The organism is Streptomyces sp. 13-12-16, assembly GCF_002114215.1.
GTDB lineage: Bacteria > Actinomycetota > Actinomycetes > Streptomycetales > Streptomycetaceae > Streptomyces.
Genome location: NZ_NCTE01001473.1, coordinates 1 through 610, shown reverse-complemented (window position 1 = coordinate 610; position 610 = coordinate 1). Strand labels below are relative to the sequence as shown.

The following is a 610-nucleotide window of genomic DNA, read 5'->3' as shown; positions in this document are numbered from 1 at the left end:
GCCGTCCGCCGAACCGCCGGGGGCGCCCTGCTTCGCGTCCTCCTGCGCGGCCTGCCCTTCGGCCGGCGCGGCGGCCTTGTCGGCGACCCCGGCCGAGCCGGAGCCGTCGCCCGCGTCGCTGCACCCGCTGACGGCGAGGGCCGCCAGCAGGACCCCGGCCAGGGCGTGGGCGGGTCGTAGGGATCGTCGTGTGCGCATACGGGGCTCCCCCGGTGTGGTGATGACGGACGCTCCTTCGACGCCCAAGGGGCGCGGAACGTTGGTGCCGGACGGTCCCGATGCGGTCACGGTAGGGACTCGACAGGGCCACATGGCCCTGGCGGGAGCGCCGGTGGCGTTTGAGAGGGTGGAGCCATGAGCGGATCACATGCGGGCTCCGGGCAGCACATCGTCGTCGTCGGAGCCGGAATCGCCGGGCTGGCCGCCGCCCACCGGCTGCGGGAGCACGGGGCGCGGGTCACCGTGCTGGAGGCCTCGGACCGGGTCGGCGGCAAACTGCTGCCGGGAGAGATCGCGGGCGCGCGCGTCGACCTCGGCGCCGAGTCGTTGCTGGCCCGCCGCCCCGAGGCGGTGGGTCTCGCCCGCGCGGTGGGTCTCGCCGGCCGGCTCC

The 610-nt window shown here is 76.6% G+C and carries 1 protein-coding gene and 1 pseudogene; one reads left to right on the top strand and one right to left on the bottom strand.

The annotated features are described in order from the left end of the window. Positions 1-198 (bottom strand): annotated as a pseudogene (locus B7767_RS42975) (DUF4349 domain-containing protein); the annotation flags it as partial. Between the two features lie 156 nt (positions 199-354). On the opposite strand from B7767_RS42975, the gene B7767_RS42970 reads away from it, so the two are divergent. Continuing rightward, on the top strand, positions 355-610 hold a 256-nt coding region (locus B7767_RS42970), incomplete at its 3' end, for an FAD-dependent oxidoreductase (RefSeq protein WP_143653016.1).